Annotated in this window: 19 protein-coding genes and 1 pseudogene; 14 read left to right on the plus strand and 6 right to left on the minus strand. The window is 58.8% G+C overall.

Going from position 1 to position 23,454, the window contains the following annotated elements; all coding sequences use genetic code 11:
* The first annotated feature begins 211 nt into the window (after positions 1-211).
* The gene (locus ACQRAX_RS20205) at positions 212-2,689 is read left to right on the plus strand and encodes a UvrD-helicase domain-containing protein (RefSeq protein ID WP_412040964.1); all 2,478 of its coding nucleotides are present in this window, start codon (positions 212-214) and stop codon (positions 2,687-2,689) included.
* 56 nt (positions 2,690-2,745) lie between these two features.
* Here the strand turns inward: ACQRAX_RS20205 and ACQRAX_RS20210 are convergent, their stop codons facing one another.
* Together ACQRAX_RS20210 and ccoN are read right to left on the minus strand one after the other, a co-directional pair.
* Positions 2,746-2,958: a cbb3-type cytochrome c oxidase subunit 3 gene (locus ACQRAX_RS20210; RefSeq protein ID WP_412040963.1), complete on the minus strand. Its 213-nt coding sequence runs from the start codon at positions 2,956-2,958 to the stop codon at positions 2,746-2,748.
* Between the two features lie 11 nt (positions 2,959-2,969).
* Entirely contained in the window at positions 2,970-4,397 is a 1,428-nt protein-coding gene (gene ccoN / locus ACQRAX_RS20215) for a cytochrome-c oxidase, cbb3-type subunit I (protein WP_412040962.1), read from the minus strand.
* 449 nt (positions 4,398-4,846) lie between these two features.
* Between ccoN and ACQRAX_RS20220 the strand changes: the two genes are divergently transcribed.
* The 5 genes from ACQRAX_RS20220 (at position 4,847) to ACQRAX_RS20240 (ending at position 10,209) form a co-directional block, all read left to right on the plus strand.
* Positions 4,847-6,448 (plus strand): phosphopantetheine-binding protein, encoded by a 1,602-nt coding sequence (locus tag ACQRAX_RS20220; RefSeq protein WP_412040961.1) that lies wholly within the window; start codon positions 4,847-4,849, stop codon positions 6,446-6,448.
* The gene (locus ACQRAX_RS20225; RefSeq protein WP_412040960.1) at positions 6,435-8,012 is read left to right on the plus strand and encodes a class I adenylate-forming enzyme family protein; all 1,578 of its coding nucleotides are present in this window, start codon (positions 6,435-6,437) and stop codon (positions 8,010-8,012) included. The genes ACQRAX_RS20220 and ACQRAX_RS20225 overlap by 14 nt, the downstream gene beginning before the upstream one ends.
* Before the next feature lie 37 nt (positions 8,013-8,049).
* Complete coding sequence (locus ACQRAX_RS20230) at positions 8,050-8,976, plus strand: alpha/beta fold hydrolase (RefSeq protein WP_412040959.1); 927 nt, start codon at positions 8,050-8,052, stop codon at positions 8,974-8,976.
* 12 nt (positions 8,977-8,988) lie between these two features.
* Positions 8,989-9,672: a ribulose-phosphate 3-epimerase gene (rpe, locus tag ACQRAX_RS20235; protein WP_412040958.1), complete on the plus strand. Its 684-nt coding sequence runs from the start codon at positions 8,989-8,991 to the stop codon at positions 9,670-9,672.
* A 108-nt stretch (positions 9,673-9,780) separates the two neighbouring features.
* Positions 9,781-10,209: a MarR family winged helix-turn-helix transcriptional regulator gene (locus tag ACQRAX_RS20240; protein WP_412040957.1), complete on the plus strand. Its 429-nt coding sequence runs from the start codon at positions 9,781-9,783 to the stop codon at positions 10,207-10,209.
* A 37-nt stretch (positions 10,210-10,246) separates the two neighbouring features.
* On the opposite strand, the gene mobA is transcribed toward ACQRAX_RS20240, so the two are convergent.
* The 3 genes from mobA to ACQRAX_RS20255 all read right to left on the minus strand — a co-directional run bounded on the left by mobA (position 10,247) and on the right by ACQRAX_RS20255 (position 15,199).
* The gene (mobA, locus tag ACQRAX_RS20245; protein ID WP_412040956.1) at positions 10,247-10,819 is read right to left on the minus strand and encodes a molybdenum cofactor guanylyltransferase MobA; all 573 of its coding nucleotides are present in this window, start codon (positions 10,817-10,819) and stop codon (positions 10,247-10,249) included.
* Positions 10,820-10,880: 61 nt separating this feature from the next.
* Entirely contained in the window at positions 10,881-14,009 is a 3,129-nt protein-coding gene (locus ACQRAX_RS20250) for a multidrug efflux RND transporter permease subunit (protein ID WP_412040955.1), read from the minus strand.
* A gap of 11 nt (positions 14,010-14,020) precedes the next feature.
* Positions 14,021-15,199, minus strand: coding sequence for an efflux RND transporter periplasmic adaptor subunit (locus tag ACQRAX_RS20255; protein ID WP_412040954.1), 1,179 nt, complete (start codon positions 15,197-15,199; stop codon positions 14,021-14,023).
* Positions 15,200-15,356: 157 nt separating this feature from the next.
* On the opposite strand from ACQRAX_RS20255, the gene ACQRAX_RS20260 reads away from it, so the two are divergent.
* Both ACQRAX_RS20260 and ACQRAX_RS20265 read left to right on the plus strand, forming a co-directional pair.
* Positions 15,357-16,058, plus strand: coding sequence for a response regulator (locus ACQRAX_RS20260; protein ID WP_412040953.1), 702 nt, complete (start codon positions 15,357-15,359; stop codon positions 16,056-16,058).
* 6 nt (positions 16,059-16,064) lie between these two features.
* Positions 16,065-17,363 carry an ATP-binding protein gene (locus tag ACQRAX_RS20265; protein ID WP_412040952.1) on the plus strand — a complete coding sequence of 433 codons (1,299 nt, stop codon included), beginning with the start codon at positions 16,065-16,067 and terminating at the stop codon, positions 17,361-17,363.
* 52 nt (positions 17,364-17,415) lie between these two features.
* Here the strand turns inward: ACQRAX_RS20265 and ACQRAX_RS20270 are convergent.
* Positions 17,416-17,716: pseudogene (locus ACQRAX_RS20270) on the minus strand (ADP-ribosylarginine hydrolase Tri1); the annotation flags it as partial.
* A gap of 423 nt (positions 17,717-18,139) precedes the next feature.
* On the opposite strand from ACQRAX_RS20270, the gene ACQRAX_RS20275 reads away from it, so the two are divergent.
* The 6 genes from ACQRAX_RS20275 to ACQRAX_RS20300 all read left to right on the plus strand — a co-directional run.
* A complete protein-coding gene (locus ACQRAX_RS20275) occupies positions 18,140-19,162 on the plus strand; it encodes a hypothetical protein (RefSeq protein WP_412040951.1) in 1,023 nt (340 codons plus the stop codon).
* Between the two features lie 4 nt (positions 19,163-19,166).
* Complete coding sequence (locus ACQRAX_RS20280; RefSeq protein ID WP_412040950.1) at positions 19,167-19,871, plus strand: hypothetical protein; 705 nt, start codon at positions 19,167-19,169, stop codon at positions 19,869-19,871.
* Positions 19,872-19,906: 35 nt separating this feature from the next.
* On the plus strand, positions 19,907-21,763 hold the full coding sequence (locus ACQRAX_RS20285) for a type VI secretion system tip protein VgrG (protein ID WP_412040949.1): 1,857 nt from the start codon (positions 19,907-19,909) through the stop codon (positions 21,761-21,763).
* 11 nt (positions 21,764-21,774) lie between these two features.
* A complete protein-coding gene (locus ACQRAX_RS20290; RefSeq protein WP_412040948.1) occupies positions 21,775-22,359 on the plus strand; it encodes a hypothetical protein in 585 nt (194 codons plus the stop codon).
* 37 nt (positions 22,360-22,396) lie between these two features.
* Positions 22,397-22,864 carry a DcrB-related protein gene (locus tag ACQRAX_RS20295; RefSeq protein ID WP_412040947.1) on the plus strand — a complete coding sequence of 156 codons (468 nt, stop codon included), beginning with the start codon at positions 22,397-22,399 and terminating at the stop codon, positions 22,862-22,864.
* 6 nt (positions 22,865-22,870) lie between these two features.
* The coding region (locus tag ACQRAX_RS20300) for a PAAR domain-containing protein (RefSeq protein WP_427867752.1) at positions 22,871-23,454 on the plus strand (584 nt) is incomplete at its 3' end.

The raw sequence follows: 23,454 nt of genomic DNA on the forward strand, positions 1-23,454 counted from the left end.
CCGGGTGAGTCGGTTGATGGAGCGATCATGGCGCAATCTATGATCGAAATTAAGCGTAAATTTCGGCTTGTTTTAATCGAATTATTGGATGTTGTTAGCTGGGGTAATTTATACGCTTCATCGTCTAATTCACTGATCCGTAAGCATTCAGCTGGTGATTTTTGCCTGATGGAGCGAACATGAGCGCAGGTTTTTTCTTGTTGGAGTCGGTGTGTCTGAAGAGCGTCCCAAGCTATCCCTGGAGTTGACCCCACCCGCGCAATTGCCGTGGATCAAGCGTCTAACGGCGCGCTTGCTCGGCCGTGGCCTGAGCCACTTGCACGCGCAGCACCGCGATTCCTGGTTTCAGGGCCACGCCACGGGCCAGCGCAACGGGCATGCCGACGGTTTGCGCGAAGGTTACGAAGAAGGGCGGGTAGACGGATATGAAGCCGGGCGCCAGGTCTTGGTGATCCGCGACACGCGCCCTGACGGCCATGCTGTGCCGGGCCAGGACGATCACTTGTTCGACGACTGGCGCCTGCCGTTGACGGCTGAGCTGAAGAAACGTTTCAAGGTCGATGTTGTCCAGCGTCTGCCAGCGCATGCGCAACCCAGTGCGGCACAGTGGAAGATGATTTTCAGTGATACACCGTCGACCTGTGTCATCGCTGGCGCCGGTGCTGGCAAATCGACCTCGCTGGTGTTGCGTATCCTCCTGCTGCGCCACTATTTGGGCTTTGAGCTGGACGCCATGACCGTGGTGACCTTCACCCGTGAATCGCGCAAGGACTTCATCGCCCGTCTGGTGCAGGTGTTCGGCCTTTGGCAGCTCAACCTGAACCCTGCCCAGGCCCGCGAGCTGGTACGTACCTTCCACTCGCGCATCCTGCCGCTGGTGCGTAGCCTGCCGGGCTTCAGCCAGGTGCGCGCGTTCGAGACCCTGGGCAGCGAAATGCCCGGGGGCAGCGAAGCCAACGCCGAGAGTAATCCGTTCGACCTGCGCATTAATGACGCCCAGCGCCAGCAACTCAACCTGTGTTATCGCGATTTGCTCAGCAGCAGCCCGCGTTTTGCCGAACTGATCGCCGGCCTGCGCCGCGAGGCGCTACAGCTCAAGGCCCTGGACCGCGATCATCCAGACGTGCAAAAGCGCATGGCCGTGACCCAGCTCTCCGCCAGCCGAGACGAAGAGCTCTGCGATACCCTGGAAGATCTCTGGTTCGGCGCCGGTGCCTGGCCAATCAAGGGCATCGAGCCGAGCCGTGAAACGGTGGAGATCAACGGCAGCCGTTTCCATTTCCATGGCCATATTGCCGAGCTCGATGCCTGGGTGGTGCTCGGTTTCGATCCGGGCGAAAACCAGCAGTACAAGCGTCCGGGGGCCAAGTTGCCGGTCTGGGCGGAATGGGTAATAAAGCGCACCTTGTTTCAAGCTTTCTGCGATAAGCCTGTGATTTGGCTTGAAAATTATGCTGCCGCAAAACGCCTGACCTCTTCCCTTGCAGGTGATGCGGTGGCCGGGCCGGGGTTCGATTACAAGGTCAAGGGCGAACTCTCAGCGGTGCCGCTGCTCGATGCTTTCGTCGGTGCTGCAGGCTTTATCGAGAACCTCGGTCTTGAAGTAAACAGGGCCGTAGGTGCAATGAGCTTTCCCACCGGGGATAGCGATGCCCGATTCTTCGAAGCCTTGAGTCTGTATTGGAAGGCTCTGGAAGCGCACCTGCTTGCTCAATCGCCACCGATCATGAGCTACAACCGCATGTTCGCCTTGTTCGGCGAGAACAATCCGGAGAACCTGCGGCTGCTGCCCGATCCCTTGCTGCGTCCGTTGGCGCACCTGATGATCGATGAATTCCAGGATGTCTCGCCACAGATCGTCTCCTGGTTACGGGCCTGCCTGCGTGAGATCCGTCGACGCGGACCTGACTTGCACATCGGTCGGGTAGCCCAGCATTCCTCACTGCTGTGTGTGGGCGACGACTGGCAGTCAATCTACGGCTGGCGTGGCAGCTCGCCCAAATTCTTCATGGAATTCACCAAGGAATTTGCCGCGCCGAGTACCACGCGGGTGATGCTTGCTGATAATTACCGCAGCCATCAGCACATCATTGATGCGGCCGAACATATCGTGAAGTCGGCACCAGCGATCACTGGCAAGAAGGCCAGGGCCTGTGGTCCGGCAGCGGAGGATCCGTTACCGGTGAAAGTGCTTGAGCGTGACGAGGCCGCCTTGGCGCAGACACTGATGGAGCATTACCGACGCGGTGAATCGGTGATGATGTTATTTCGAAAAAGTAGCGATAAACAATTGATTTCAGAGCATATTCAGCCTCTGATAAATCATGAGGCAGGGCTGCCAGCCAACCAGCGACGCTTCCGTCAGCTGACCTACCACAGCGCCAAGGGGCTGCAGGCTGACGCCGTGTTCATGCTCGGTGATTGCCAGCACCTGACCAGCTCGCCGTACAAAAATCAGGTGTATCGCCAGGCGGGGTTGGCGCGTGCGGGTGATCCGCTGGCCTTCGATAACGCCCAGAAAGATGAAGTACTGCGCCTGGCCTATGTGGCCATTACCCGTGCAGCGAAGCATTGCTATTGGTATGTGGAGAAACCCACGGGGGATGCGGCTAACCTGCCCAGGGCGTCGAGCCAGGTGGATGGGCGCAAGGTGTTCTTCGAGGATGGGCGGGAGATGTTGGTTACTTGACCACGTCGCGGCGGATCGCCGGCCTTGCCGGCGATCGGCCGCGAAGCGGTCGTCAATCAGGCTTCCAACGCCACATCCGGCTTCACCGCCGGCACCGGCTTGCCAATCGCCTGTTCAACCCGCTGCGCCACGGCCGGATCATCGGCAAATGGCATCAGGCTGGCCTGATCATCCACTTCGCGGCTATGACCACGCAGGCAGACGCTGGTGATCAGGTAGAAGAACAGCACGCCATTGAGGCAATGCAGGGCATATAACCACTGATCCATGATGATGCTCCTCAGGCCAGGCGGGCGTTGGCCAGTGCCAGTTGTTCGTCCGCCACACGCACCGTGCGCCATGTGTTGTACGCCATCAGCAGCATGCCGCTGAGAAACAGCACGCCGCCGATGAAGCGCACGACAAAGCCCGGATGGCTGGCCACCAGCGCTTCGACAAAGGAATAGGTGAGGGTGCCGTCTTCGTTGGTGGCGCGCCACATCAGGCCTTGGGCGATGCCGTTGACCCACATCGAGGCGATGTACAGCACGGTGCCGATGGTTGCCAGCCAGAAGTGCGCGTTGATCAGGCCAATGCTGTGCATCTGCTCGCGGCCAAAGATTTTCGGGATCATGTGATACAGCGAGCCAAACGTAATCATTGCCACCCAGCCAAGGGCGCCGGCATGTACGTGGCCGATGGTCCAGTCGGTGTAGTGAGACAGGGCATTGACGGTCTTGATCGCCATCATCGGGCCTTCAAAGGTCGACATGCCGTAGAACGCCAGCGATAGCACCAGAAAGCGCAGGATCGGGTCGCTGCGCAGCTTATGCCAGGCACCCGAGAGGGTCATCATGCCGTTGATCATGCCGCCCCAGCTTGGCGCCAGGAGAATCAGCGACATGGCCATGCCCAGCGATTGTGCCCAGTCGGGCAGGGCGGTGTAGTGCAGGTGATGGGGGCCGGCCCAGATATACAGGGTGATCAGCGCCCAGAAGTGCACGATCGACAGGCGATAGGAGTACACCGGTCGACCGACCTGCTTGGGCACGAAGTAGTACATCATGCCGAGAAAGCCCGTGGTCAGAAAAAAGCCCACGGCGTTGTGCCCGTACCACCACTGGACCATGGCATCGGTGGCCCCGGAATAGACCGGGTAGGACTTGAACCAGCTGACCGGGATCGACAGGTGGTTGACCACGTGCAACATGGCGATCACCACGATGAACGCCCCGAAGAACCAGTTGCCGACATAGATGTGCTTGACCTTACGGCGCAACAGGGTGGCAAAGAACACGATGCCATACACGACCCAGACGATGGCCATCCACACCGCGCCGGTGAACTCGATCTCGGCATATTCCTTGGTGGTGGTCAGGCCCAGCGGCAGACTGACCAGCATGATCACGATAGTCGCCTGCCAGCCCCAGAAGGTGAAGGCGGCCAGCTTGTCGCTGTACAGGCGCACCTGGCAGGTACGCTGCACGGCGTAGTAGCTGGCGGCAAATTGCGCGCTGCCGGCAAAGCCGAAAATCACCAGGCTGGTGTGCAACGGGCGCAGGCGGCCAAAGCTGGTCCAGGGCAGTTCGAGGTTGAGTTCAGGCCAGACCAGTTGCGACGCGATCCAGACCCCCATCGCCATGCCGAGGATGCCCCAGAACACCGTCATGATCACGAATTGTCGGACCACCTTGTAGTTATAGGCCTGTGCCTGATGATGTGTGCTCATGACTAGAATTCACAATTCCTGTAAGGCTGGTACTGTCGGAAGATGCAGGACATCGACGCAGACTGTAGGAAGCTGCCGATATTCAAAACAGACTCAGAAACTGGCTAGAACACCGGATCAGATAAATCCCCCGTATTTACTGGGAATACTCCGCACTGATATGGCTAATGTGCGGCGAAATATCGCTGTTTTGTCGGAAATTGCTGACGATACCGTGGCTTCGTGCCGCAGCCGATGCTGGTGGAATTACCTTGACATCAGCTTTGGCTCGCCCGCAATATTTCTATAAACTTTGCGCGCAAAGTTTTGTCTGCAGTCGCAAAGATCAGTCAGACATGCGCGATCAAACCTCTAGCCAATCCGCCATCGAGCGTGTGCGCTGGTGCTTACACGCCAGCAATCAGCACCGTCAGCAGAGCGGAACACTATAAGAACGATGGGAGCAACAGATGAAGCTTTCCAAGGAACTCGTCCTCCAGGCAAAGGCGCGGTTCGGGACACCGACCTACCTCTACGATGAAGCCGTGTTGCGCAGCAGTTTCAACGAGTTGCGTCAGGCATTGCCGGAGTGCGTGGATATCTTCTATGCGTTGAAGGTCAACCCGAACCTGTCCCTGGTGAAATTGATCCGTTCATATGGCGGTAACACTGAGGTCTGCTCGTTGGGCGAGCTGGAAATCGCCCTGAAAGCCGGGGTGGCGGCGCAGGATATTATCCTCCTGGGCCCGTACAAAAAACCTGAAGAACACCGCCGGGCCTTGGAAGTGGGGGTGTTCGCCATCGTTGTCGAATCGGAAAGCGAGCTGCGTAAGTTGTCGGTCCTGGCTGGGGAGCTGGGCTGCGACGCGCCAGTGGCGATTCGTATCAACCCGAATTTTTCCGCCGCAGGTTCACCGTGGAAGATGGGCGGGCGGCCCACGCACTTCGGGATCCAGGAAGACACGGCTGTGGCCAACTTTGCCGAGTACCTGGCGCTACCGAATATCAAGATCAAGGGTATCCACGTTTACAACGGCACCAAGATCCTCGACGCCCAATCGGTGTATGACAACGCTGCGTACATCCTCAGCCTGTTTCGTACCCTGTCGCGGCGTCATCAATTGGACATGCGCATGGTCGATGTCGGTGGTGGCCTGGGGATCAAGTACTACGAGAACGAAACCGAACTTGATACCGCCCAGCTCAAACACTTGCTGGTACCGCTGTTCAATGACTTTCACCAGGAATTTCCGCGTACCCGCATCATTCTCGAGTCTGGACGCTTCATTGCCGGCAAGTGCGGCGCCTTGCTGGTTACTGTCGACAATATCAAAGACAACCACGGCAAGACCTTTGCGGTCACCGATGGTGGCACCAACTGCCACGGCGCGGCGGCCGGCAGCGGTCAGGTGCTCAAGCGCAACTTCCGTATCGTCAAAGCCACAGGCAACAACGGTGCGCCGCTGCGCGAGTACCATGTCTCCGGCCCCCTGTGCAGTCCCGATGACTTGCTCGGGCGCGACGTCCAGCTGGAAACCTTGCACGAAGGTGATCTGCTGGCCGTGACCGCCTCTGGCGCCTATGGCCCGTCGGCCTCGCCGACGCTGTTCCACAGTCATGGCTACCCGGCCGAGGTCGTGGTCAGCAACAACCAGCTGTTTCTCGCCAGGGCGCGCCAGACCGCCTTGGAGATACGTGACAGCCATGCCGACGTGCCGCTAGAAGCGATGCTCAGCAGTGCTATTGCCGAGCAACCCGCTGCGCAGGTTCAGCTGGCGACCCAGCAGCAATTAAGTGACATCTTGCGCGTGGTGCTGAAGTTGCCAGAAGGCACCGTGATCAATGCCGATTCGCACTTGCGTGACCACCTGGGCCTGGATTCGTTGACCTCCATGGAGCTGTTGATCAGCCTGGAAGACCAGATTGAAGGTTTCTTCGTCAATCCGGACACCATTGTCCCGGGGCATTTCAATACCGTGGCGACGCTCGCCGGGTATATTGATGCGCATCGGCAAGACAGTGCGTTACGCCGACCGCTGGGGGTGGTCGAGGTGCAGCATGAACGCGCCTGAAGTCCTCCTGCAGGATGTGTTGGAAAACCGTAACGGCTTGCACCCGGACAAAGCGGCGATCATCTACGCCGACGAGACCTACACCTACGCACAACTGGACGAAGCCAGCGCACGCCTGGCGGCGGGCTTGCAGGTCAATGGCCTGCAGCGTCAGCAGCGGGTCGTGGTGTGCCTGGGCAACCGGGTCGAAACGGTCTGCGCCTTCTGGGGCATTCTCAAGGCGGGTGGCGTGGTGGTCAATGTTGGCCTGGAAACCCCAGCCGACAGCCTCGACTACATCGTTCGCGATGCCGAGGCATCGGTGCTGATCACCACTACCGAGAAAATTGCCAGCCTGGCGCTGAGCACCGCCGAGCTTACCCATCTCAAGCTGATCGTACTGCTTGATGGCGAAGCCGGCTCGAGCGTCGCCCAGACCTTCGAAAGCCTGCTTGGCCAGGGCGCTGGCATACCGCTGCCGTGTGGCAATCTGGACCTGGACCTGGCGGCGATCATTTATACCTCTGGCTCCACAGGTGCACCGAAGGGGGTGATGCTGACCCACCGCAACATGCTCGCGGCCCTGACTTCATTGCACACCTACCTCGGTTACAACGACAGCGACAACGTACTTTGTTCTCTGCCGCTGTCGTTTGACTATGGCCTTTACCAGATGATCATGGCGATCAGCGCCGGTGCTACCCTGGTGCTGGAGAAGGAATTCACCTGGCCGATATTCCTGATCAGGAAAATTCGCCAGTACCAGGTCACGGTGATCCCGTTCGTCCCCACCATGCTCACCCTGCTGCATGAATACGCCCACAAGCGTGAGGCGATCTTTGCCGGGGTGCGCATGGTTACCAATACAGGTGCGGCGCTCAAGGCACCGCACATCGCGCAGATGAAGGCGCTGTTCCCGCAGGCGCAGATTTTTTCCATGTATGGCCTGACCGAGTGCAAGCGCTGCACCTATTTGCCCCCTGAAGACATCGACAGCAAACCGGGCAGCGTCGGTATTGCCATTCCCAATACCGAGTTGTGGCTGGTGGATGATGACGGCCAGCGCATTGATCAGCCCCACCAGGTGGGGCAGTTAGTGATTCGTGGGGCGACGGTCATGGCTGGCTATTGGCGCAACCCTGCAGCCACCGCGCTGAAGCTCAAACCTGGGCGCTATCCGGGGGAAAGTGTGCTTTATACCGGTGACTACTGCAGCCTTGATGAAGATGGCTACCTGTATTTTCGCGGACGCATGGATCACATGATCAAGTCACGGGGCATGAAGGTCAGCCCCAGTGAAGTGGAAGGCTTTCTCTATGCCATAGACGGTGTCGAAGCCGCTGCCGTGGTTGGGGTCGAACATACCTCAGTCGGTGAGGGGCTGTGTGCGTTCATCACCTTGGGGCAGGGCGTAAGCCTCAGTGCCGAACAACTGCTCGAACGTTGCCGCCTCGGCCTGGAGGCACACAAAGTGCCTTTTTCGATCAGCATCGAAAACAGCCTGCCACGCACCGCCAATGGCAAGGTCGACTTGCAGCAGCTACAGCACTCGGCACGTAACGGACAGCGCTTGGTGGCGGGATGAAAGTCACTGCGCGTCGCCTGCATAGGGAGGGCTACCCATGAATCTGGGGCACATCGGTCGTGAGCAAACGCTGGATGTCAATGGCAATCACTTTGCCTTGCGTACCTGGGGTAATGAAAGTGACCCGCCGGTGCTGGCCTTGCATGGTTGGCTGGACAATGCCGCATCTTTTGAACGCATCGCCCCCTTGCTGCGTGATTGTTTCGTTGTAGCCCCGGACCTGGCTGGCCATGGCCGTTCCCAGCACCGCCGAGCCGACAGTGGTTACTACTTGTGGGAACACGCTGACGACATGAATGCCCTGGTCGAATGCCTGGGCTGGAAGCGTTTTGGCGTGCTTGGCCATTCCATGGGCAGCGGCGTCGCTTCGATTCTGGCGGCGATGAACCGCAGCATCGACACCTTGGTGTTCATTGATGGCATGGGAGCCCCCTTCACTGTCGAGGAGGGCAATACCGTCGAGCATATGCGTAAGGCTCAACGCTTGTTGCGTCTGGCCTTGCGCGCACGCTTGCACGGCTTCAGCGGGCCTGAAGAGGTGCAGTTCCGCAGCCTGGAGATGGCCATCAACGAGCGGCGCAGCGGTGCCGGTGCCAGCTTGAGTGTCGAAGGGGCACGGTTGTTGGTCATGCGTGACTTGATCAATCTTGGGCATGGCTATCGCTGGCGTCATGACCCGCGACTGGTGTTACCTGAGCCACTGCAACTGAGCGAACGCCAGGCCTGCGAGTTCTTGCAGCAAATCAACTGTCCGTTGCACCTGCTGCTGGGCCATCAGGGGTTGTTTGCCGGGAGTGCCTTCGACAAGCGCAAACACGCCTTGCCTCCACACACCCAGGTGCAGTGGCACGAGGGCGGTCATCATTTTCACCTGGATGCCCCAGCGCCAGCGCTGATTGAACAGCTCAACCAGGCCTTGGGGCGGGGTGAGTCGGGACCACAGCAACGCTTAGTCAACGAGTAATGGAGTACCTACGTGAAAGAGTTCTGGATTGCACCGTCGATACTGGCAGCCGATTTTGCTCGCTTGGGCGAAGAGGCTGAACAGGTGCTGGCAGCGGGTGCCGATGTCATCCATATCGATGTCATGGATAACCACTATGTGCCCAACCTGACCATGGGCCCACAGTTCTGCAAGGCCTTGCGCAGCCATGGCATCACCGCGCCGATTGATGTGCACCTGATGGTGACGCCCGTGGACAGCATGATCCAAGCGTTCGCCGAGGCAGGGGCCGACTACATTTCAATTCATCCCGAGGCGACCCTGCACCTGGACCGCTCGGTGCAATTGATCAAGGATCTTGGCTGCAAGGCGGGTTTGGTGTTCAATCCGGCCAGTAGCCTTGAGGCGGCTCACTACCTGCTGGACCGTCTTGACCTGATATTGCTGATGTCGGTCAACCCCGGCTTTGGTGGCCAGCGTTTCATCCCTCAGGTATTGCCCAAGATTGCCGCAGCGCGCAAGCTGATTGACGAATGCGGTCGTAACATCCGCCTGGAGGTGGATGGCGGGGTCAATCTGGACACCATTGGTCAGGTGGCCGCCGCTGGCGCTGATATGTTTGTCGCCGGTACGGCAATCTTCGCCCAGCACGATTACCGCGATACGATCTCGGCCTTGCGTGGCAAGATTTCCGACGCTGTGGCCAAGCACAACTGATACGCGGTCATACCCACGATTCTCGCGAATCCAGCATGAGTTACCTGTCCTTGCACAATAAAACCGAAACTACCTTGCAGCCGTTCAGTCGGGTCAAGGGAGGTGGGCATGCTTGACCCGACCTTCGACTTCGAAAAAATGCTGTGCTTTTCGTTGTACTCGACTGCCAATGCCATGGTTCGCGATTATGCCGAACCCTTGAAAAAGCGTGGCATTACCTACCCGCAACTGCTGGTGATGGCCGGCTTGTGGGGGAAGGACGACGTCTCGATCAGCGCTTTGAGTGAATTGACCCTGTTCGACCTGGGTACGTTGACGCCGATTGTCAAACGCCTGGCCGATAACGGTTTTATCACCGTCTACCTTGATCCGAGCGACCGCCGTCGGCGCAACCTGCTGTTGACTGACAAGGGCCGTGAGCTCAAGGCAGAAGCTGCCAAAGTGTTCAACAGCATGGCTTGCAAGATCGACCTTGGCGAGAGTGAGGTGCAACAGGTGCTCAACGTCTGTCAGCGCATACGCTCGCGGTTGCGTTGATGCGCTCGAATGACCTGTAGGGTAAGGCGTGTGTAGGCTATTGAAGAAACTCCGGGGTGTTGAAGTTGCTTAGCCGCCGATCACCCTCAGGGTACTCCAGCGCCCGAACCGGATGTTTGAGCAACGCCCGTTGAATTCCTCGATCACCCTGTTGCCAGGCCTGCTCAAGGTCACCACGCAAGGCGCAGGGGATCAGGCTGAACATCGGCTGCCAGAAGCCGCCCTGGCGAATCATCGCCGGGTGGGCCTGATCGTTGGCCTGACTCAATAGCTCAGTAATCAATGCCGTGTCGATCAACGGCGCATCGCAGGCCAGCACCAGCATCCAGGGGTGCCGAGCCACCGCAAGCCCCGCCAGTACCCCGGCCAGTGGTCCGGGAAAGTCAGCTTCGGCATCACTCACCAATTGATCGGCATAAGGCCGATACTGCGCCTGGTTGCGGTTGCAGGAGATAATCAGGTCATCGGTCAAGGGTCGCACCACTGCCTGCACATGGGCAATCAGCGGTTGGCCGTTCCAGCTCAGCAGGCCTTTGTCCTGGCCGCCCATGCGCTGGCCACGACCACCGGCGAGCAAAAGAATAGAGCAGGGGGCGAGGGCGGTGTGCATTGGTAAGGTTCCAGGCTGTGTCAGCTGGTCACCTTCCCATGCACGCCGCCGTCTGTCCAGATCAGTGCGGCTGCGTCGCCGCCTGGACCTCGTCGGCCTGGGCCCGGCGCTTGCCGGTCAGGCGCATGACTACAACGAAGAACACCGGCACGAAGACCACCGCCAGGGTGGCACTGAGCATGCCGCCGATCACCCCGGTGCCGATTGCCTGTTGGCTGGCCGAACTGGCACCGCTGGCAATGGCCAGCGGCACGACGCCGAGGATAAACGCCAGCGAGGTCATGACGATCGGCCGCAAACGCAAACGTGCTGCCTGCACTGTGGCCTCGACCAGATCATGGCCTTCATCGACCAGGCTCTTGGCAAACTCGATGATCAGGATAGCGTTCTTCGCCGACAGACCAATCAGGGTGATCAAGCCGACCTTGAAGAACACATCGTTGGGCATGCCGCGCAAGCTCACGGCAATCACCGCACCCAATACACCGAGCGGCACGACCAGCAGCACCGACGTCGGAATCGACCAGCTTTCATACAGCGCCGCCAGGCACAGGAACACCACCAGCAGCGATAACGCCATGAGCATCGGTGCCTGTGAGCCGGAAAGCCGCTCCTGCAGCGACAGGCCGGTCCATTCCAGGCCCATTCCCACTGGCAGCTGGTCGACCAGGCGCTGGATCTCCTCCATGGCCTGACCCGAGCTATAGCCCGGCGCCGGTTCGCCCGACACCGCAACCGCTGGGTAGCCGTTGTAGCGGGTCAGTTGCACCGGGCCGCTGACCCATTTGGCCTGAACGAAGGCTGACAGCGGGACCATCTTGCCGCTGCTGTTACGCACGTGAATTTTCAGCAGGTCTTCAACCTGGGCGCGCTGGTCGCCTTCGGCCTGCACGACTACACGCTGCATACGCCCTTGGTTGGGGAAGTCATTGACATAGTTGGAACCGACCGCGGTGTTCAGCACATTGCCAATATCGTTGAACGACACGCCCAAGGCGTTAGCCTGCTTGCGATCGACCTCCAACTGCACTTGCGGGCTTTCGGCCAGGGCGCTTTCGCGCACGTTGACCAGCACCGGGCTTTTCTCGGCACCGGCCAGCAGCTGATCGCGTGCCGCCATCAGCGCTGGATGACCCATGCCGCCGCGGTCTTGCAGGCGGAACTCAAAACCGCTGGAGGTGCCCAAACCGTCAATTGGCGGCGGCAGTACGGAATAGGCAATGGCGTCCTTGAGCTGGGTAAAGGCGATGTTGGCGCGGTCGGCGATCGATTGTGCGCTGTCCTCGGCACCGCGCTCGGACCAGTCCTTGAGTGTGGTGAACGCCAGCGCCGCGTTCTGGCCGTTACCGGAGAAGCTGAAGCCCAGAATCAGGGTGGTATTGCCCACGCCAGGCTCGGTGCTGTTGTGCGCTTCGATCTGTGCCGCCACCTGTTCCGTGCGTGCGCGGCTGGCGCCTGGCGGCAGCTGGATATCGGTGATGGTGTAGCCCTGATCCTCAGTCGGCAGGAACGAGGAAGGCAGTTGGCTGAAGCCATACACCAGTGCGCCGACCAGCAGCAGATACACCATCAGATAGCGTGTACTGCGCTTGAGTGCCTGAATCACCCAACGCTGGTAACCATTGGTCATGCGCTCAAAGCAACGGTTGAACCAGCCGAAGAATCCGCGTTTTTCGTGATGCTCACCCTTGGCAATCGGCTTGAGCAACGTCGCGCACAGAGCCGGCGTCAGGCTCAAGGCGAGGAACGCCGAGAACAGGATCGACACCGCCATGGCCACCGAGAACTGCTGATAGATGACTCCGACCGAGCCCTGCATGAAGGCCATGGGCAGGAACACCGCCACCAGCACCAGGGTAATGCCGACGATCGCTCCAGTGATCTGACCCATGGCCTTTTTGGTGGCATCACGCGGCGACAGGCCTTCCTCGCTCATGATCCGCTCGACGTTCTCGACCACGACAATGGCGTCGTCGACCAGAATGCCGATAGCCAGGACCATGCCAAACAGGGTCAGGACGTTGACCGAAAAGCCCAGCGCAAACATCACCGCGAAGGTGCCGGCCAGTGCCACCGGCACGACCAAAGTTGGAATCAGGGTGTAGCGGATGTTCTGCAGGAACAGGAACATCACCGCGAACACCAGGGCCATGGCTTCGAGCAGGGTGGTGATCACCTGCTGGATCGAGACTTTGACGAACGGCGAGGTGTCGTAGGGGATGTCGAACTTCGCCCCAGGTGGCAGATAACGCGACAGGTCCTGCAGCTTGGCGCGAACCAGGGTGGCGGTTTCCATGGCGTTGGCGCCGGGCGACAACTGCACGCTGAAGGCGCTGGTCGGTTTGCCGTTGAGGCGAGTGCCGTACTGGTACTCCTCGCTGCCGATCTCGACCCGGGCGACATCACCGATGGTCACCCGCGAACCGTCCGGATTGGCGCGCAAAACGATATCGGAGAATTCCTGGACGCTGCTCAGTTGCCCCTTGATCACCACGTTGGCGGTGATTTCCTGGGTGCCTGGGCCGGGCAGGTCGCCGATGCTGCCTGGGGCAACTTGGGCGTTCTGGGCGGCAATCGCCTCGCTGACATCATCGGGGGTGAGGTTGAAGCCGATCAGTTTTTGCGGATCGAGCCAGATCCGCATCGCCCGCTCGGAACCATACAGCTGCGCCTTGCCGACACCTTTGAGGCGGCGGATTTCGTTCATGACGTTACGCGCCAGAAAGTCGCTTAGCGTCACTTCATCCAGGGTGCCATCCTCAGCGGTGAGGGTGACCATCAGGAGAAAACCGGTGGAGACTTTCTCAACCTGCAGGCCTTGCTGGGTGACGGGGCGCGGCAATCGGGACTCGACCACTTTCAGGCGGTTCTGCACGTCGACCTGGGCCAGGTCCGGGTTAGTGCCCGGCTCGAAGGTGGCGGTAATGGTGGCGCTGCCCAGGCTACTTTGCGAGCTGAAGTAGAGCAGGTTGTCGGCGCCATTGAGCTCTTCTTCAATCAGGCTGACCACGCTTTCGTCGACGGTTTGCGCTGAAGCGCCGGGGTACACGGCATAGATCTCGACTTGCGGCGGCGCCACGTCGGGGTACTGGGCCACCGGCAACTGCGGGATCGCCAAGGCACCGGCCAGCAGGATGAACAGCGCGACCACCCAGGCGAATACCGGGCGATCAATAAAAAACTGCGGCATGAATCAGGCCCTCACTGGCCGGTGGTCTGAACGATGACGGGAGCGTCTTTGCCGGGGCTGTCGACCTGCACCTGGTCGCCTGGGCGTACATGTTGCAAGCCTTCGACCACGACCCGGTCACCGGGGGCCAGGCCTTGGCTGACGATCCAGCGATCGTTCTGCACGCTGCCCAGTACCACCGGACGTTCGTGGATGCGTTGTTCGGCATCCACCAGCAACACTCGCGGCTGGCCGGCGCTGTCGCGCAGGATGGCGCGCTGGGGCACGCTGATGCCTTGCTGCTTGATCGCCTGCTCCAGGCGCACGCGGATGAAGCTGCCAGGCAGCAGGTCCAGGTCCGGGTTGGGGAACTCGCTGCGCAAGGTGATCTGCCCGGTGCTGGGGTCAACACTGATGTCGGAAAACAACAGTTTGCCTGGCAGCGGATACGGCGTGCCGTCATCCTGGATCAGGGTGGCGCTGGCCTGGTCCTGGCCCACTTGCTGCAATTCGCCGGCACGCAGGGCACGCCGCAGGGTGTTGATCTCACGGGTCGACTGGGTGACGTCGGCGTGAATCGGGTCCAATTGTTGGATGGTCGCCAGCGGCGTGCTTTCGTTCTGCCCTACCAGGGCACCTTCGGTGACCAGCGCACGCCCGATGCGCCCGGAAATCGGCGCCGTGACCGTCGCGTAGCCCAGGTTCAGACGCGCCCGTTCCAACGCGGCCTTGGCTTCGGCAACGGCCGCATCGGCTTGCATCAGCGCGGCGCGGGCGTTGTCGTGGTCCTGGCGGCTGACGGCGTTGATGGTGATCAGTTCGCGATAGCGCTCATCTTGCAGGCGTGCCTGGTAGCGGTTGGCCTCGGCCTTGGCCAGGGTGGCACGGGCGCTGTCGTAGTCGGCCTGGAACGGAGCAGGGTCGATCTTGAACAGGACATCGCCCTGTTTGACGTCGCTGCCTTCGCGGTACACCCGCTTGAGCACCACGCCGGCCACCCGGGCGCGGACTTCGGCGGTACGCGGGGCGAGGATGCGACCATTGAGTTCAGCGCTGATGGCCAGCGGCTGGACGGTTACGGTTTCGATACTGACGTTGCTGGGCGGCGCTTTTTCTTCATCGACGGCGCTGTCATCGCAGGCGCTCAACGCCAACATAGCGACAAACAGTGGCAGTAGCGCACACAGACGGACGGGTCTTGAACTGAACATGCGGATCTTCCATAAATGACCCGGCAATGCTAAGGCAGGAGGCCAACGTCCAACTGTTAAGCTGTGTAGGCCGAGTGTGAAAAAGTGTGAAGGGTTGCGCTAGCGGCGCATAAGGTCCTATATCCTTGCCTGACTTTTCCAGCCTGTCAAATTACCCATGCCCAACATCCTTCTGGTCGAAGACGACTGCGCGCTGTCTGAATTGATCGCCAGCTACCTGCAGCGCAATGATTTCTGCGTCAGTGTGATTGCCCGCGGTGACCACGTGCTGGCCGAGGCGCGGCGCACCAAGCCGGACCTGGTGATCCTCGACCTGATGCTGCCAGGTTTGGATGGCCTGCAAGTTTGCCGCCTGTTGCGCGCCGAGTCACAATCGTTGCCGATCCTCATGTTGACCGCGCGCGACGACAGTCATGATCAGGTCCTGGGGCTGGAGATGGGCGCTGATGACTATGTCACCAAACCGTGTGAGCCGCGGGTGTTGTTAGCGCGGGTACGGACCTTGTTGCGCCGCAGCAGTATCAACGAGCCGCGGCTTGAGTCCGATCTGATCGTCGTGGGTGGCCTGCGCATTGACCTTGCCGAACGCAATGTGTTCTGGCGCGAGCAACTGGTGGAACTGTCCAGCGGTGAATACAACCTGTTGGTGGTGCTGGCACGCAATGCCGGCGAGGTACTCAGCCGCGACCGTATCCTGCAGCAGTTGCGCGGCATCGAGTTCAACGGCACTGACCGCTCGGTGGACGTGGCCATTTCCAAGCTGCGCCGCAAGTTCGATGACAGCGCCGGCGAAGCGCGCAAGATCAAGACGGTATGGGGCAAGGGCTACTTGTTCAGCCGTGTTGAATGGGAGTTTTGATTCGGCATGCTGAAGATCCTGATCCGCCTGTACCTGGTGATCATCGCCGCCTATGCCGGTGCCTTGCTGCTGATTCCCGACGCCATCGTCGGCGCGTTCCATGAGCGCTTCATCGCCTACAACCTCGACCAGGCCAAAGGCGTGCAAACGCTTATCGTCGAACGTTTTCGCCAGGCCCCGGCCGAGCGCTGGCCAGAGGTGGCGCGCGCCTTGGCGGCGGATTTCGCCCCGCTGGAGATCGAACTGCGGCGCCAGGACCAGATTGGTTTATCGCATGCTGACCGGGCACGCCTGAGTGCCGGGGAAAACGTCGTACGCTTGGGGGATTGGGGTTACTACAACTCGGCATTGGCGCCGTTGGACGGGACCTGGGCGGTAGAGCTGCGTAATCCGCCGGATCCCCTGGACATCAATCTGTTGTCCTGGGGGGTTACCGTGTTGATCGGTGCCGCGTTGCTAGGTTGCTTGCTGCTATGGGTATGGCCGCACTGGCGCGACCTGCAACGGCTCAAAGAAACCGCCCGCAGCCTGGGCCGTGGACAGTTGTCGGAGCGCACGCAGATCCCGGCGCGCTCGAACATTGGCGAGCTGGCCCAGGTGTTCGACACCATGGCCCAGGACGTCGAGCGCTTGCTGACGCAACAGCGCGAGCTGCTCAATGCCGTCTCACATGAGTTACGCACGCCTCTGACCCGGCTTGATTTCGGTCTGGTGCTGCTGTTCGACGAAGTCCCGGCCAATTGCCGCAAGCGTTTGCTGGAGCTGGTCGGGCACGTGCGCGAGCTGGACGAACTGGTGCTCGAACTGCTGTCCTATAGCCGCTTGCAAAATGCCGATCAGGCCCGTGAACGGGTTGAAGTGTCGTTACTGGAGCTGGTCGACAGCATCCTTGGCAGCTTTGCCGAAGAGCTTGATAGCCGTGGCATCGAGTGGCAGGTGCGTGCAGAAAGCAACCTGCCACGCTTTATCCTCGACCCGCGCCTGACCGCCCGTGCCTTGCAGAACCTGGTGCGCAATGCCATGCGCTACTGTGACCGACACCTGTTGCTGCGCCTGAGCCTGGATGCCGAAGGTCACTGCCTGCTGACTGTTGAAGATGACGGCATCGGCATTCCCCATGACCAGCGCGAACTGATCTTCCAGCCGTTCTATCGCCTTGATCGTAGCCGCGACCGCGCTACGGGCGGTTTTGGTTTGGGCCTGGCGATCAGCCGACGGGCGATTGAGGGGCAGGGCGGGACGTTGACCGTGAGTCAGTCGGCGTTGGGCGGGGCGCAGTTCAGGATTCGCTTGCCACGTGGGTGAGCTGGCTGTGCAGGATTAACTGGCTTGCTTTGATGTGGTGGGAGCTGGCATTGCCCACCATATCACTTACCTGTGCCCGATCACGTGGCAAAAACTCGAGGGTTGTACCCACAGCATCGCCTATCGCCAGGCCAAGCAACGCGCCTTGCGCTCGGTTCAAACCCTGCGCCTCTGGCAGGGTGCAGGTTCGCGATGAAAGCCATGTCGGCTTGCGCATGGGCAGATTGGGAGCATCTGGCTGCAAGGTGTAAGCCATTCGCTGCTGCAACTGTGGAGCAGGGGGGCGGAAGTAGGTGGTCGTAGCGATCCACGTACCTGGACATCGTCTCGTTTGGGCTGCGTAGGTCGATCATTTCATTCCTTGAAAAGTAGCAACAAAACAGAGGGTCGAAGTTCACCGTAGCTTGGCCCGGTCACAACCCAGAAGAAGGATCATTCGAATGGGTGGAGATCGACCCAGCATCAAAGCATTGCATGAAGGGACGAGCTTTCACGAATAGTGTCGTTCTGCCATAGGTTGACAGGCCGTTTTTCCCGGTGTTTCCTTTGGATCCATTTTTCGCCGAAACGCTGCTCCTGTTGTGACATGTGTCCCACTTTCAGTGGATGCTGGGCACTTTTCGGGCATGCTGCAGTCGATCAGACGGGAACCGGGCAGAGCGGGAAACTGACGCGCTGAAGGTCAGTTGATTTCAAGGAGATACGCGGGATTATGGATTTCATTGCAAGGTTGTATCGCTCCACAGCACTAAACCTTGGGGCGCTGGAGGTGTGGTGTGAGTAATGGACTCTATCCATGTACTGCTGCCGATCCGATGGGGGTCGGGCCTCAGAATGGATTGCTTGGTGATGGAGCCTTGCCATGGCCGAGAGATGTGGCCGCGCGGGCTTTTCCTTCGACCATAGATATTGCTGGCACTTATGCTGTTGACGATGTAAGTGCTACCGAATTTTTGATTGCAGAACTCAGTGCGCCCGAAACGGAATTGAATGAGCAAGAGACTGAAGAGTACACGGTACTGCTTCATTCTCTGCTGGGAAAGATCAGCACTGCTGGAAATATTTCTAGTGAGCAGTTGCTGACTCTTCAGGAAAAAGCCAAATCGGTTCCCTATATCGGGAATTTACTGTTCTCGAACGCAAACTTGCCGGGTACGCTCGCGAGTGTCGGTGGGACTCTCCACTCGGCATCAAAAGCAACCAAAGTTGAAAACCTACTTGACTTGACCGATGCTACTAGAAAGAAACTTAAGCGGTGGGCCGCAACGCGTGGAAAACCCGGCAGCGTTTCTGCTAATCGGGCGTTTCGTGGGCGTATAAAAATAATTCGATTAAGTGGCAATCTATATTTTGAAGTCCCCACCAATGCACGGGCTAATATGTACAGGGTTTCAGGTGCGCCGGTAGGGGCGTTTGCACATCTTCCCGTTTATAACACGGCCAGCGCTTTGCGTGCGAAAGCGCATATCGACAGTAATGTGTATGGTCAGCGAGGGGTTGGAAAACTCCTCGCGGGTAGAGCGGCAGGGCCGGTACTGGCTTTTGTTCCTCAGCTTTACTTTGATGCTAAAGATGCAACAGGCTTTGAAGATTTTATAAATAAATCAGCTTACAGCCAACCGACCAATGCCCTTGCATTCGCTGGCGGCTTGATGGTAGGCGCTTTCATTGGAGGCACCACCGCAGTCGTAATGATCCCCGTGGGCCTGGCTGTTGGCGTTTGGGTGCAACTTTTCATGAGTGATGAAGTTTCAGGGCTGGGGACGTCACTGGGTAATTATCTGACGGGGAAAGAATAAGTTCATGTTCAGCGTCGAGCCAGAACGATTTTTCGTGAAACTATTCGCCGGCTGGTGTTTGTTTACGATGTTCGCAGTATCTTCAGTCGTGCTTAATTTCACGCTGTTGATTGTTCCAGCGGTAGTCGGCGTTCTGGCGTTGACCTATTGGACTGTGGAGTGTGCGTTTCGTACGGAACGTTTCAGCACATATGTAACATTACGATTGTTTTACAGTCTTTCGGTTACACCTATGGTGGCGTTTGTCTTGCTGCTCGCATTGATGCACAAACACTCACAGTCGACTTCTTTGTTGTCAGTGAGTATCAGTTGTGTGCCGTTGCTCGTCACTGCAGTTGCCTATGTCTGGGTGGGGACTTTGAAAAATAAGCGCAGCCCTCTCGTCGTACGTGGGCAGCGTGTTGAAGTGATAGAGGTGGAGTGGGCAAACAACACGCTACTTGGTGGTGCATCGGCTGTCATTGGCAGTTTGCTCTTTCCGGTGTTTCAGGTTTATAACATTGCCTATGCACTGTTGCTCATTGTCTTGATCGCTGTTTCGCTTTACATGGTGCTTTCTAATAAGGCCAATATCTCAGCCTTACGGGCATTAAAGCAGCAAGAAGCACGAGATCGTTGCCATTACACATTCATGAACATCGAAGAAATCCGAGAGAAGCGCGCGGCGTCTCTGCTCGGCCGGATTTTTGCTGTAAGAGCCGGCCGTTAAGGTCTGCCAGAAATTCAGTTCTTAAGGAGAGCACCATGTTGACGGACCTTCTTTCCATGCTGAGCCCGCAGAACAGGCGGCTGTTCAAGCTCAACACCTTCGCCCAAGGTAATGAAGAGCACCTGCTGTTGGAGCATTTCTCCGGCGGTGAAGGTTTGTCACGCCTGTATGAGCTTGACCTGTCTCTGTTGAGTCAACGCGCCGATGTGAAGCTCAAGTCGTTGATCGGCCGCCCGGCAACCGTCGAAATTGAATTGGCTGACGGCTCTATACGATACATCAATGGCTACATAAATCGTTTCAGTAGCCAAGGTAGCGACGGTGGGTTTGTGCGCTACGCTGCGGTGCTTGGGCCTTGGCTGTGGATGCTCACGTGCCGGTTCGACTCGCGCATCTTTCAAGATAAAACAGTGCAGGACGTCATTAGTGAAGTGTTCGCGGGCTTCGGCACTTTACCCAAGTATGAGTTCCGCTTGAGTAAACCACTTAAGCAGCACAGCTATATCACTCAATATCGTGAGAGTGATTTCAATTTTGTGCAGCGCCTTCTAGAAAACGAAGGACTGTTTTATTACTTCGAACACACCGCTGACTCGCACGTGATGATCATCTGCGATGATTCCAGCACGCTGCTGCCGTTGCCGGAGCAGCCGCAGATCCGCTTTCATAGCGCTTCGGTCACCGAGACAGCTGACTCGATCACCCAGTGGCATGCAACCCGGCAGTTACAGTCAGGCAAGATCGCTGTTCGAACGTTTGACTATCGCCAGCCGCGCAATTTCCTCCCTGTGACGATGCAGAGCCTCAACCAGCAGGGCGATGTCGACAACTTTGAGATCTACGACTTCCCAGGTCAGTACACCCACGGCACTTACGAAGATGGTGAAGCGCTGGTGCGCAATCGCATCGAAGCGCTCGAATTGATGGGCAAGACCTTCTATGGCGACAGTAACTGTCGGGCCATGAAGCCGGGCTATACCTTTGAACTCACACAACACTTCGAGCATGACCTGGGTGGCGTAGATAACCGCCAATTTTTGTTGTTGAGCATCCAGCACCGAGGCAGCAACAACTACCTGACCGGCGACCAGGCGGGATACCTGAACAAGTTCGTTTGTGTTCGGAAAAAAATCGCATACCGTCCACAGCTGACTACCCGTAGGCCTTCGATCAATGGGCCACAAACTGCCATTATCGTTGGCCCGCCAGGTGAGGAGATTTACACCGACGAGTTGGGCAGGGTGAAGGTGCAGTTCCACTGGGACAGGCAGGGCCAGTTCAATGATGAAAGCTCCTGCTGGGTCCGTGTCGCCCAAGCCGGCGCCAGTGGTGGTTTCGGCAGCATTCAGATCCCTCGGGTCGGTGACGAAGTGGTCGTGGTGTTCCTCGACGGCAATCCTGATCGCCCGCTGATCATGGGCAGCCTCTACAACAGCCAGAACACCCCACCCTGGTCCTTGCCGGCCAACAAGACCCAAAGTGGTTTTCTTACTCGCTCGATGAAAGGCGACGGCGGCACGGCGAACTTTTTCCGCTTTGAAGACAAGGCTGGCGCTGAGCAGATCATCATGCACGCCGAGCGCAACATGGACACCGAGATCGAGCTGGACGAGTCGCTCCATGTCGGCAACAACCGCTCCATCACTGTCGGTGGCACCCATACCGAAACGATCCAGCAAGACACGGTGATGAACATCCAGCAAGGGTCGTTCACTTTGCAAGTGGACAACCAGTTCATCCAGGTCAGCGCCCAGCAGCACATCATCCTGCAAGTAGGGCAGAGCAGCATCACCCTCACCCCGGATGGCATCGAGATCAAGGGCAAGGTCATCACCACCACCAGTAGCGAAACCACCACGATCACCGGCGCTACAGTCCGGATCAACGACTGAGGCCGCGAGTGATGAGCAGACCCTCGATCTACGACCGCATTTCCGCCAAGCGTATAGCGCAGGAAGAAGCTGCCCGCATTGCAGCCTTGGCCGAGGCTGCCAGCAAGGCTGAACCACAGCCTGAGCCAGAACCCGAGCCTGTTGCGTTACAAGACGTCACCAGCAGCTTCACATTTGCTGGTTTCAACCTGATGTTCCCGGCCGGCTTTCGCTTTCGCGATATCCAGACCACCCTCGAACATGACGGTGAGCCGGTTACCTTGACGATCCGCCGACGTGATGTACGCCCCGGACAAACACTCGAGCAGTTGTTCGAGGCGGCAACCCAGACCCTTCGCGAACTCACCCCGCAACTAAGGGTGATTCGTCAGCGTGACTGCCTTATTGCGGGGAGTGCGGCCAAGGCCGTGGATTTTCATTTCAGCGCGGGCCATGAGCCACGCCATGGGCGTCTGGTGGGGGCACTTGTGCCTGTCGAAGGCCGTGACGCGGTGCAATGGCTGGATATTTCATGCGTGATCGATCCGACCAGTCCCGGGCTGAGCCTGTGGCTGACGGCGTTCGATCGCTTGCTCGATGGCCTTGCACTGCGCTGATGTAACAACATTTTTTGATACCAGGAATTTTCATCGCATGGACTATGAACTGCAGGAAGGTGGCATCGCATTGCCGGAAGGTTTTGAGGATCGCACGGTCAACATGTTTGTGCTGGGGGCCAGTATTCCTGCGCCGTTGAGCATTACGATCTCGCGCGACACGCTACTGCCCGGTGAGCTGTTGCAGGCGTACGTTGATCGGCAGGTCAAAATGCTTACGTCCAAGTTGCGTGGCTATACCCGGATGGGTAGCAAGGACGTCAGGCTCTCCAGCAGCGCACCCGTCGAGGGGCTGCAGATCGATGCTTACTACATGAACCAGGGACGGCCGCTCTACCAACGCCAGGCGGCGTTCCTGCTGACACCTGAACGCGCCTTGATTTTTTCCACCACCGCGCAAGCCGATTTCAGCCCACAGCAGAACCAGGACTGGGACAACTTGCTGGCCAGCTTCACCCCGCGCAACCCGGTGGTGACCAGCACCGAATCCGGCGAACAGGAGTAACCCCTCATGTTCGAAGCGGCCAGGTTTGGCGACGATATATCGCACACCAGCGCATTGGGGGGCTTTCTGATCGGTGCCGCCCTGGGCATCGCACTGATCGCCACGGTGGCCATCGCCACATTCACCTGCGGGTTCGGCGTGGCGTTGCTGGCCGGCCTTGCAGCGGGGATCGGGGGCAGCTTGCTGACCGCCGCCGGGGAGGCCATAGGCAGTATGTTCTCTTCCCCCTCCGGGACGATTGCGACTGCCTCACCGAATGTCTTCGTCAATAGCCGCAAGGCTGCCCGGGTCGAGAAAAGCCTGGGGGCATGCGACAAACATCCAGGCCCGGTGCAGATCGCCGAAGGCTCGACCAACGTCTTTATCAACAGCGTGGCCGCGGCGCGCAAGGGCGACAAGCTGACTTGCGGCGCCACTATTTCTGGCGGTTCGGACAACGTCCTCATCGGCGGCGGCACCTACCGTTACCTGCCGGTGGACGATGAAATTCCCAAATGGCTGCGCACCACCGTGGATGTGTTGATGGCCATTGCCGGTGCGGCCGGTGGCATCGCCCAGCTGATCAAGGCCGGCACCCAGGCCGGCATGAA

Source organism: Pseudomonas sp. UM16, assembly GCF_050312595.1.
GTDB lineage: Bacteria > Pseudomonadota > Gammaproteobacteria > Pseudomonadales > Pseudomonadaceae > Aquipseudomonas.

Excerpts from the sequence above, each read along its gene's own strand:
- ACQRAX_RS20210 (WP_412040963.1), bottom strand. The coding sequence starts at position 2,958 with ATGGATCAGTGGTTATATGCCCTGCATTGCCTCAATGGCGTGCTGTTC.
- ccoN (WP_412040962.1), bottom strand. The coding sequence starts at position 4,397 with ATGAGCACACATCATCAGGCACAGGCCTATAACTACAAGGTGGTCCGA.
- ACQRAX_RS20220 (WP_412040961.1), top strand. The coding sequence starts at position 4,847 with ATGAAGCTTTCCAAGGAACTCGTCCTCCAGGCAAAGGCGCGGTTCGGG.
- ACQRAX_RS20225 (WP_412040960.1), top strand. The coding sequence starts at position 6,435 with ATGAACGCGCCTGAAGTCCTCCTGCAGGATGTGTTGGAAAACCGTAAC.
- ACQRAX_RS20230 (WP_412040959.1), top strand. The coding sequence starts at position 8,050 with ATGAATCTGGGGCACATCGGTCGTGAGCAAACGCTGGATGTCAATGGC.
- ACQRAX_RS20240 (WP_412040957.1), top strand. The coding sequence starts at position 9,781 with ATGCTTGACCCGACCTTCGACTTCGAAAAAATGCTGTGCTTTTCGTTG.
- mobA (WP_412040956.1), bottom strand. The coding sequence starts at position 10,819 with ATGCACACCGCCCTCGCCCCCTGCTCTATTCTTTTGCTCGCCGGTGGT.
- ACQRAX_RS20250 (WP_412040955.1), bottom strand. The coding sequence starts at position 14,009 with ATGCCGCAGTTTTTTATTGATCGCCCGGTATTCGCCTGGGTGGTCGCG.
- ACQRAX_RS20255 (WP_412040954.1), bottom strand. The coding sequence starts at position 15,199 with ATGTTCAGTTCAAGACCCGTCCGTCTGTGTGCGCTACTGCCACTGTTT.
- ACQRAX_RS20260 (WP_412040953.1), top strand. The coding sequence starts at position 15,357 with ATGCCCAACATCCTTCTGGTCGAAGACGACTGCGCGCTGTCTGAATTG.
- ACQRAX_RS20265 (WP_412040952.1), top strand. The coding sequence starts at position 16,065 with ATGCTGAAGATCCTGATCCGCCTGTACCTGGTGATCATCGCCGCCTAT.
- ACQRAX_RS20280 (WP_412040950.1), top strand. The coding sequence starts at position 19,167 with ATGTTCAGCGTCGAGCCAGAACGATTTTTCGTGAAACTATTCGCCGGC.
- ACQRAX_RS20285 (WP_412040949.1), top strand. The coding sequence starts at position 19,907 with ATGTTGACGGACCTTCTTTCCATGCTGAGCCCGCAGAACAGGCGGCTG.
- ACQRAX_RS20290 (WP_412040948.1), top strand. The coding sequence starts at position 21,775 with ATGAGCAGACCCTCGATCTACGACCGCATTTCCGCCAAGCGTATAGCG.
- ACQRAX_RS20295 (WP_412040947.1), top strand. The coding sequence starts at position 22,397 with ATGGACTATGAACTGCAGGAAGGTGGCATCGCATTGCCGGAAGGTTTT.